Origin of the sequence: Kangiella sp., assembly GCF_014762745.1 — a bacterium.
Lineage (GTDB): Bacteria > Pseudomonadota > Gammaproteobacteria > Enterobacterales > Kangiellaceae > Kangiella.
Genome location: NZ_JABURJ010000135.1, coordinates 57,042 through 65,164, shown reverse-complemented (window position 1 = coordinate 65,164; position 8,123 = coordinate 57,042). Strand labels below are relative to the sequence as shown.

The window sequence follows — 8,123 nt, the reverse complement described above, 5'->3', positions numbered from 1 at the left end:
ACTTCGCAGAGGAACTCAACTACGGAGTCGATCTATCAACCATCTGAGGGTGGTATCAGATTGATGGGGTGAAGGTGCCCCATCAACCATTAAATCCGTATACCCCAAATAATCATACTAATTATTCTCAATTCCAAAGTTAGTCGGGTGGTTACTTATGGAGCGCAAGGGATAATAAAGTTCAAATATTCAGTAAGCTATTGAATTTAAAGATCTTTACTGAGGTGTAAACTGTGTCTCACGCAAAAAAAGCTCATTATATGCTATTCTTTTCTGCTCACTTTATGCTTTAAAACACACTATTCATGAGACCCAACGAAAAAAGAACACTCAAAACTCGAATACTGGGTCTCATAGTATTCATATTGTTATTCACTCTGATCTATCTTCCTTTCTACCTGATTATTTACGGCTTTGCGCTAGGCATTGACTGGCTTATAGCCGACATCAACTTTTCCAGCGCAATAACGCATACAATAATCGCCATCAGCGCCCTGATAGCCATGATATCGACATTAACCGGAAAAGATGCCAGTTCCTTTGTTGGCAGACTATTCGGAAAGTGGTAATTAAAAAACAACCCCTGAATTTCGCTTAAAAGACAACACAGCGAACATATAATAATCAACGCTTTCCGCAACATACTGATTTTGCTACTATCGGTTGCAGGTAACTAGACATTAAAATAAACCACCTTAAATCAAAAAGTTATAGGTGGTGTCCGGTGATATAATGTTAGGCTCAAATAATCCAATACCAGTAGCAACTTAGCAACAGTGGAATAAGAATGGCAAAGAAAAGCGAAAATAAAACAGAAGAACCGTTAGAAAAACAGCTCTGGAAGTCGGCTGACAAGCTGAGAAAAAACATTGACGCTGCGGAATACAAGCACGTAGTGCTAGGACTAATTTTTCTGAAATACATATCTGATGCGTTTGAAGAACTGTACCACAAACTAAAATCTGGAGAAGGCGAATATGCCGGGGCTGACCCAGAGGATAAAGACGAATACAAAGCTGAGAATGTGTTTTTCGTTCCCGAAAAAGCCCGTTGGACTTATTTGCTCTCACAGGCCAAACAACCCACTATTGGTAAGTCTGTGGATGAAGCTATGGACTTTATCGAGAAGGAAAACGCTTCACTAAAAGGTGTTTTACCAAAAGTTTATGCACGACAAAACCTTGACCCGACCAGTTTGGGTGAACTGATTGACATGATTGGTAATATTGCCTTGGGTGATGCCAAAGCTCGAAGTGCGGATGTGCTTGGGCATGTGTTTGAATACTTTCTGGGTGAATTTGCCTTGGCAGAAGGTAAAAAGGGTGGGCAGTTCTACACGCCAAGAAGTGTTGTTGAGCTCTTGGTAGAAATGCTCGAACCTTATAAAGGCCGAGTATTTGATCCTTGCTGTGGATCGGGTGGAATGTTCGTGCAGTCTGAGGAGTTCGTAACCGAACACCAAGGAAAGATCAATGATATTTCCATTTACGGACAGGAAAGCAACCAAACCACTTGGAGACTGGCAAAAATGAATTTGGCTATCCGTGGCATTGATAGCTCGCAAGTGAAATGGAACAACGAAGGCTCGTTTTTGAATGATGCCCACAAAGACCTTAAAGCCGATTATATCATTGCCAACCCACCGTTTAACGTGAGCGATTGGAGCGGTGATTTGCTTCGTAAAGATGGACGCTGGAAATACGGCACACCACCCACAGGAAATGCAAACTATGCATGGATACAACATTTCATGTACCACTTGGCACCAAGCGGACAAGCAGGTTTTGTATTGGCTAAAGGGGCTTTGACTTCTAAAAGTGGCGGTGAAGGCGACATCAGAAAAGAATTGGTGGAAGCCGATTTGATTGACTGCATTGTAAACCTGCCTGCCAAGTTGTTTTTGAATACCCAAATTCCTGCTTCGCTTTGGTTTATGAGCCGCAACCGCAGTAATGGCAAGTTCCGAAACCGCACTGGCGAAATTCTCTTTATTGATGCCCGCAACTTGGGGCATTTGATAAACCGCAGAACCAAAGTGCTTTCTGAGGAAGACATACAAACCATTGCAAGCACCTACCACAACTGGCGAAATACCGATGGCAACTATGAAGACATAAAAGGTTTCTGTGCTTCTGCCACCAAAGAACGGGTAGCCGAACTGGACTATGTACTCACCCCAGGCCGCTATGTAGGCCTGGCGGAGGAAGAAGATGACTTTGACTTTGCAGAACACTTTACGAGCCTGAAAGCCGAGTTTGAAGCCCAACTCAAAAAGGAAGTCGAACTCAACGAACGCATTGCCGCTAACCTTCAAAAAGTGAAAATTAATGAGTGAGTGGAAATCAAAAAAACTTGGGGATTTTATTAAAGTCAAGCATGGCTATGCTTTTAAAGGGAAAAGCATCACTGATGAAGAAACCGATGCAATACTTGTGACCCCTGGAAACTTCAAAATTGGTGGCGGTTTCAAATCTTCGAAGTTCAAATATTTCAATTCAGACTATCCAGAGGATTATGTCCTTTCAGAAGGTGACATAGTAGTGACTATGACAGATTTAAGTAAAGAGTCTGACACGCTTGGATATTCAGCAAAAATTCCATCAATAAAAGGTAAAGTATTACTTCATAATCAACGAATCGGTTTAGTCGAGTTCATCGATAATGATGTATCAAGGGATTATCTCTATTGGTTGATGCGGACTGCAGAGTATCAATGGTATTGTGTGAGTTCAGCTAGTGGAACTTCCATAATGCATACGTCACCTTCAAGAATAGAGGACTATGATTTTAAGCTACCACCACCATCTGAACAACACGCAATCGCATCCGTTCTATCCAGCTTAGACGACAAAATAGACCTGCTGCACCGCCAAAACCAAACCCTGGAGCAAATGGCGGAGACGCTCTTTCGGCAGTGGTTTGTGGAGAATCCCAATCCTGAATGGGAAGAAAGGCCTTTGAGTGAATTTGGTCAAATTATCTGTGGTAAAACACCAAGTAAAAAGAAGCCTGAGTATTTTGATGGTGAATATCCTTTCATCAAAATTCCAGATATGCATGGGAAGACATTTGTTTTTGATACTCAGGATTCATTGAGTGAAGAGGGGTTTCTATCTCAGGAGAAAAAAGCATTACCAGCAAAATCAATCAATGTAAGCTGTATTGCGACAGTCGGTTTGGTAACTATGAACGCTTTTCCTTCTCAAACAAACCAGCAAATCAATTCAATCATAACTGATGATGAATACCGATACTACTTGTATTGTGAAATGAAAAATTCATATGACCTTTTACACGCTATGGCAAGTGGAGGTACGGCAACATTGAATTTAAATACAGGAAATTTTAGCAAAATTCCTGTCTTACAGCCTGATGAAGCAACACTAGATAGGTTCAATGAATTTGTCAGTCCAATGTTTGATAAGATTTTTGAAAACCAAACCCAAATCCGCACCCTAACCGCCCTGCGGGATACGCTGCTGCCGAAGTTGATGAGTGGTGAGGTGCGGGTTTCCGAGTCCACTTTAGAAAAGATTTAAACTATGGCAGACGAACCAATAAGAGAAGAACAATTAAAAAGAAACTTGGCTACAAAAGAGGTCTATCATTTTGTAGACTCTGAAAAAGGTATTGACCAGATTTGTCGTGAAGTTTTTAAAAGGTCAGACAAAGTTGTTCACTACCCTATTGGGTTTAATGGAGGGCCAAAATATTCAAAAGTTAAGCAGTTCATTTATGAGGGATTTGGCAATCAATTGCCAGTAGGTGTAAGTAAGTCATCATCAAGAGGCTTGGGGTTTACAAAAGTTCTTAAACCACTTATTGAATTCATTGAAGCAAGTTTCCCAACGGACACAATTAGAATCATCAAAACGGGTGAAAGCGCATTTAGTGCAGATAGAAAGACACTGACCTTATCAGAGAGTGACCTAATAAAACTACACGAAGTTTTCCAACACAATTTAGATATTCAGAAACAAGATAGAGAAGTTCTCGCATCAGAAGAGCTTCATAATCTGTTTCCAGATGCAGTTGATTCCGCTGAAAGGGAATATGTAAAGAATTCAATATCTACTGCTCTTTCAACTTGGAAGCAATCACTAGATGAATTTTCAAACACTGACAAAGAAGCCATAAAGGAACTCTTTGAAAAACTCATGCTTGCTGATGGTTTCATTTCGCCTGAAAGTTTGCTGAAAACTAAAGAGACGATAGATGAGCAATACATTGATGACGTAATTGCAGACTATGAAAAACTCATGCAACAAAAAACAGAAACTGAGAATCTCGAGAAAAAATGGCAAGGCTTCCTAAAAAAGCATAGTTGGATTTTCTCTTACATTTTTTCCTTTCCAATCATTTTGCATGAAGATGAGGCTTATGTGGGAGGTAAGGGAATTTCAAATAAAAACGGGAAGGTTACAGACTTTCTGGTTAAAAACAACCTTACCAACAATGTTGCTTTTATCGAAATCAAAACACATAAAACTGACTTAGTTAAGAAGGGGGCTGCATACAGAGGAAACGATGTGTTTTCTATGAGTTCCGATTTATCTGGTGGTATTTCACAGGTTCTAAATCAACGCGATAATTTTCAAAAACAATTTGCCATTCACAAGATGAATAGTGAGGACAAAGGATTTGAAACCTTCAATTCAAAGTGTGTTGTATTGATGGGTTCTATTTCAGATTTGAGCGATAAAGAATTGGGTTCATTTGAATTATTCCGAAGCAATAGCAAAGATGTGGAAATATTAACCTTCGATGAACTGCTGGCAAGATTCAATAACCTTAAAGAGCTCATGATGGGCAAAGTGAATTAGCATAAACTAGATGACAAGAATAACCGAACATAGCATAGAAGATTTTGCCATCAAATTGTTGGAGCATTTGGGCTATGAATACATCTATGCTCCAAGTATTGCCCATGATGGCGAATATCCCGAACGGAGTTCATACGAAGAAATCCTGCTCACGCATCGCTTGGCAGAAGCTGTGAGAAGAATTAACCCAACCGTGCCACCTACTGCACAAGAAGAAGCCATCAAAGAGATTCAGCGTATCCATTCGCCCGAGTTATTGACCAACAATGAAAGCTTTCATCGCTTATTGACCGAAGGCATCAAAGTCAGCTATCAAAAAGACGGACAGCAAAGAGGTGATTTGGTATGGTTAATCGACTTCAACACACCTGAAAACAATGATTTTATTGTCGCCAATCAATTTACGGTGGTAGAAGAAGGCGTCAACAAACGCCCTGATGTCATTCTCTTTGTAAACGGTATTCCTTTGGTAGTGATGGAACTGAAAAATGCAGCAGACGAAAACGCCACCATCAAATCGGCATTCCGCCAAATAGAAACTTACAAAGCAGTTATTCCAAGTCTGTTTACCTACAATGCATTCACGGTTATTTCAGATGGATTAGAAGCCAGAGCAGGAACGCTTTCATCGGGTATGAGTCGGTTTATGGCTTGGAAATCGGCAGACGGCAAAGAAGAAGCATCACACTTGGTGAGCCAAATGGAAACGCTTATCAATGGCATGCTCAACAAAGAAACCTTGCTGGATTTGATCAGGCATTTCATTGTTTTTGAAAAATCGAAAAAGGAAGATGCCAAAACAGGCGTAACCACCATTTCAACCATCAAAAAATTAGCGGCTTATCATCAATACTATGCTGTAAATCGAGCAGTAGAGTCTGCCATGCGTGCCACAGGTTATACGGCAGAAAAAGAAACACCCACCAACATGGTGATGGAATCGCCTGAAAGTTATGGGTTACCTGGGGTTAAGAAGCAACCCAAAGGTGACCGGAAAGGTGGTGTGGTTTGGCATACCCAAGGAAGCGGGAAATCCCTTTCCATGGTGTTCTTCACGGGTAAAATCGTGTTGGCGTTGGATAATCCCACCGTTGTGGTCATCACCGACAGAAACGATTTGGACGATCAGCTCTTTGACACCTTTGCTTCTTCTGCTCAGTTATTAAGACAAGAGCCTAAACAAATAGAAAACCGAAACGACTTAAAGGAAAAACTGAAAGTGGCTTCCGGTGGTGTGATTTTTACCACCATTCAGAAGTTCTCACCCGAAGAAGGCAATGTGTACGAAACCCTTTCGGAGCGAGAAAACATTGTTGTGATTGCTGATGAAGCCCATCGAACGCAATATGGTTTCAAAGCTAAAACAGTAGATGAAAAGGACGAGTATGGCAATGTGGTAGGTAAGAAAACCATGTACGGCTTTGCCAAGTACATGCGTGATGCTTTACCTAATGCTACCTATATCGGTTTTACTGGAACACCTATTGAAAGCACGGATGTCAACACACCTGCAGTTTTTGGAAACTATATCGATGTGTATGACATTGCCCAAGCCGTAGAAGACGGAGCAACCGTTCGCATTTACTATGAAAGCCGTTTGGCAAAAGTCAATCTAAGCGAAGAAGGTAAAAAGCTGGTAGAGGAATTGGATGATGAGTTGGACGGAGAAGAACTTACCGAAACACAAAAAGCCAAAGCCAAATGGACACAATTGGAAGCCTTAATCGGCAGTGAAAACCGCATTAAGAATGTAGCCAACGATATCATTCAGCATTTTGGTCAACGCCAAGAAGTATTTGAAGGCAAAGGCATGATTGTCGCCATGTCCAGAAGGATTGCAGCTGACTTGTATGAGGAAATTATCAAGTTAAAGCCTGAGTGGCATTCAGATGATTTGGACAAAGGCGTGATTAAAGTGGTAATGACTTCATCATCTTCAGATGGACCGAAAATTGCCAAACATCATACTACCAAACAACAGCGAAGAACCCTTGCCGACCGCATGAAAGACCCAGACGATGAATTGAAACTGGTGATTGTTCGGGATATGTGGCTTACTGGTTTTGATGCACCAAGCATGCACACCCTTTACATTGACAAACCGATGAAAGGCCATAACCTGATGCAAGCCATTGCACGGGTCAACCGAGTGTACAAGGACAAGCCAGGTGGTTTGGTCGTTGATTATTTGGGCATTGCTTCTGATTTGAAGAAAGCATTGTCGTTTTATTCTGATGCAGGAGGAAAAGGCGACCCAACCATTGCCCAAGCCCAAGCCGTTGAGTTGATGCTCGAAAAACTGGAAGTAGTTTCACAGATGTACAGCGGATTCCCGTATGAAGACTATTTCCAAGCCGAAACAGGACAAAAGCTTTCCATGATTCTAGCAGCAGAAGAACACATTCTCGGACTGGAAGACGGTAAGAAACGATACATCAATGAAGTAACCGCCCTATCCAAAGCCTTTGCGATTGCCGTTCCGCACGAGCAAGCAATGGACGTGAAAGATGAAGTGTCATTTTTCCAAGCGGTTAAAGCACGTTTGGCCAAGTTTGACGGAACAGGTTTAGGCAGAACCGATGAAGAAATTGAAACCACTATTCGTCAAGTAATTGACCAGGCCTTGGTTTCGGAGCAAGTGATTGACGTTTTTGATGCCGCAGGTATTAAGAAACCAGATATTTCCATTCTATCTGAGGACTTCCTGATGGAATTAAAGGGAATGGAACACAAAAATGTGGCGCTGGAAGTTTTGAAGAAATTACTGAATGATGAGATAAAAGCACGTTCTAAAAAGAATTTGGTCAAGAGCAAGTCGCTCAAAGAAATGTTAGAGAACTCCATCAAGAAGTACCACAACAAGATTTTGACTGCTGCCGAAGTGATGGACGAACTCATCAAGTTGAGTAAGGAAATCGTAAACATGGACAGTGAGGCCAAAAAACTTGGACTGTCTGACTTTGAATATGCTTTCTACACCGCAGTGGCTAATAACGACTCAGCCAAACAACTCATGCAGCAAGACAAACTGAGAGAACTGGCGGTGATATTGACCGAGCGAGTAAAGCAAAACGCATCCATCGATTGGACAATCAAGGAAAGTGTACGAGCAAAACTGAAAGTAATCATCAAGCGGACATTGAGACAATACGGCTATCCACCAGACATGCAAAAACTGGCAACAGAAACGGTATTGAAACAAGCCGAGATGATTGCGAAGGAGATAACGCTTTAGCTCATAGAATGCGCTTGGTAAGACTCAGGACATGGGAAAGTCCCGCCAAGATTCTGCCACACCTT

At 41.5% G+C, this 8,123-nt stretch carries 4 protein-coding genes; all 4 read left to right on the top strand.

Features of this window, described 5'->3' with window-relative positions; translation table 11 throughout:
* Positions 1–787 precede the first annotated feature (787 nt).
* Genes HUJ19_RS12055 through HUJ19_RS12040 form a run of 4 tightly spaced genes read left to right on the top strand, consistent with a single transcriptional unit; the run spans position 788 to position 8,058 of the window.
* Positions 788–2,335, top strand: coding sequence for a class I SAM-dependent DNA methyltransferase (locus tag HUJ19_RS12055; RefSeq protein ID WP_290624447.1), 1,548 nt, complete (start codon positions 788–790; stop codon positions 2,333–2,335).
* On the top strand, positions 2,328–3,539 hold the full coding sequence (locus HUJ19_RS12050) for a restriction endonuclease subunit S (protein ID WP_290624446.1): 1,212 nt from the start codon (positions 2,328–2,330) through the stop codon (positions 3,537–3,539). The genes HUJ19_RS12055 and HUJ19_RS12050 overlap by 8 nt, the downstream gene beginning before the upstream one ends.
* Before the next feature lie 3 nt (positions 3,540–3,542).
* Positions 3,543–4,823, top strand: coding sequence for a Shedu immune nuclease family protein (locus HUJ19_RS12045; protein WP_290624445.1), 1,281 nt, complete (start codon positions 3,543–3,545; stop codon positions 4,821–4,823).
* Between the two features lie 10 nt (positions 4,824–4,833).
* On the top strand, positions 4,834–8,058 hold the full coding sequence (locus HUJ19_RS12040; RefSeq protein ID WP_290624444.1) for a type I restriction endonuclease subunit R: 3,225 nt from the start codon (positions 4,834–4,836) through the stop codon (positions 8,056–8,058).
* Positions 8,059–8,123 lie beyond the last annotated feature (65 nt).

What these genes read in the sequence shown, in the direction of transcription:
- HUJ19_RS12055 (WP_290624447.1), top strand. Translation starts at nt 788, where the DNA reads ATGGCAAAGAAAAGCGAAAATAAAACAGAAGAACCGTTAGAAAAACAG.
- HUJ19_RS12050 (WP_290624446.1), top strand. Translation starts at nt 2,328, where the DNA reads ATGAGTGAGTGGAAATCAAAAAAACTTGGGGATTTTATTAAAGTCAAG.
- HUJ19_RS12045 (WP_290624445.1), top strand. Translation starts at nt 3,543, where the DNA reads ATGGCAGACGAACCAATAAGAGAAGAACAATTAAAAAGAAACTTGGCT.
- HUJ19_RS12040 (WP_290624444.1), top strand. Translation starts at nt 4,834, where the DNA reads ATGACAAGAATAACCGAACATAGCATAGAAGATTTTGCCATCAAATTG.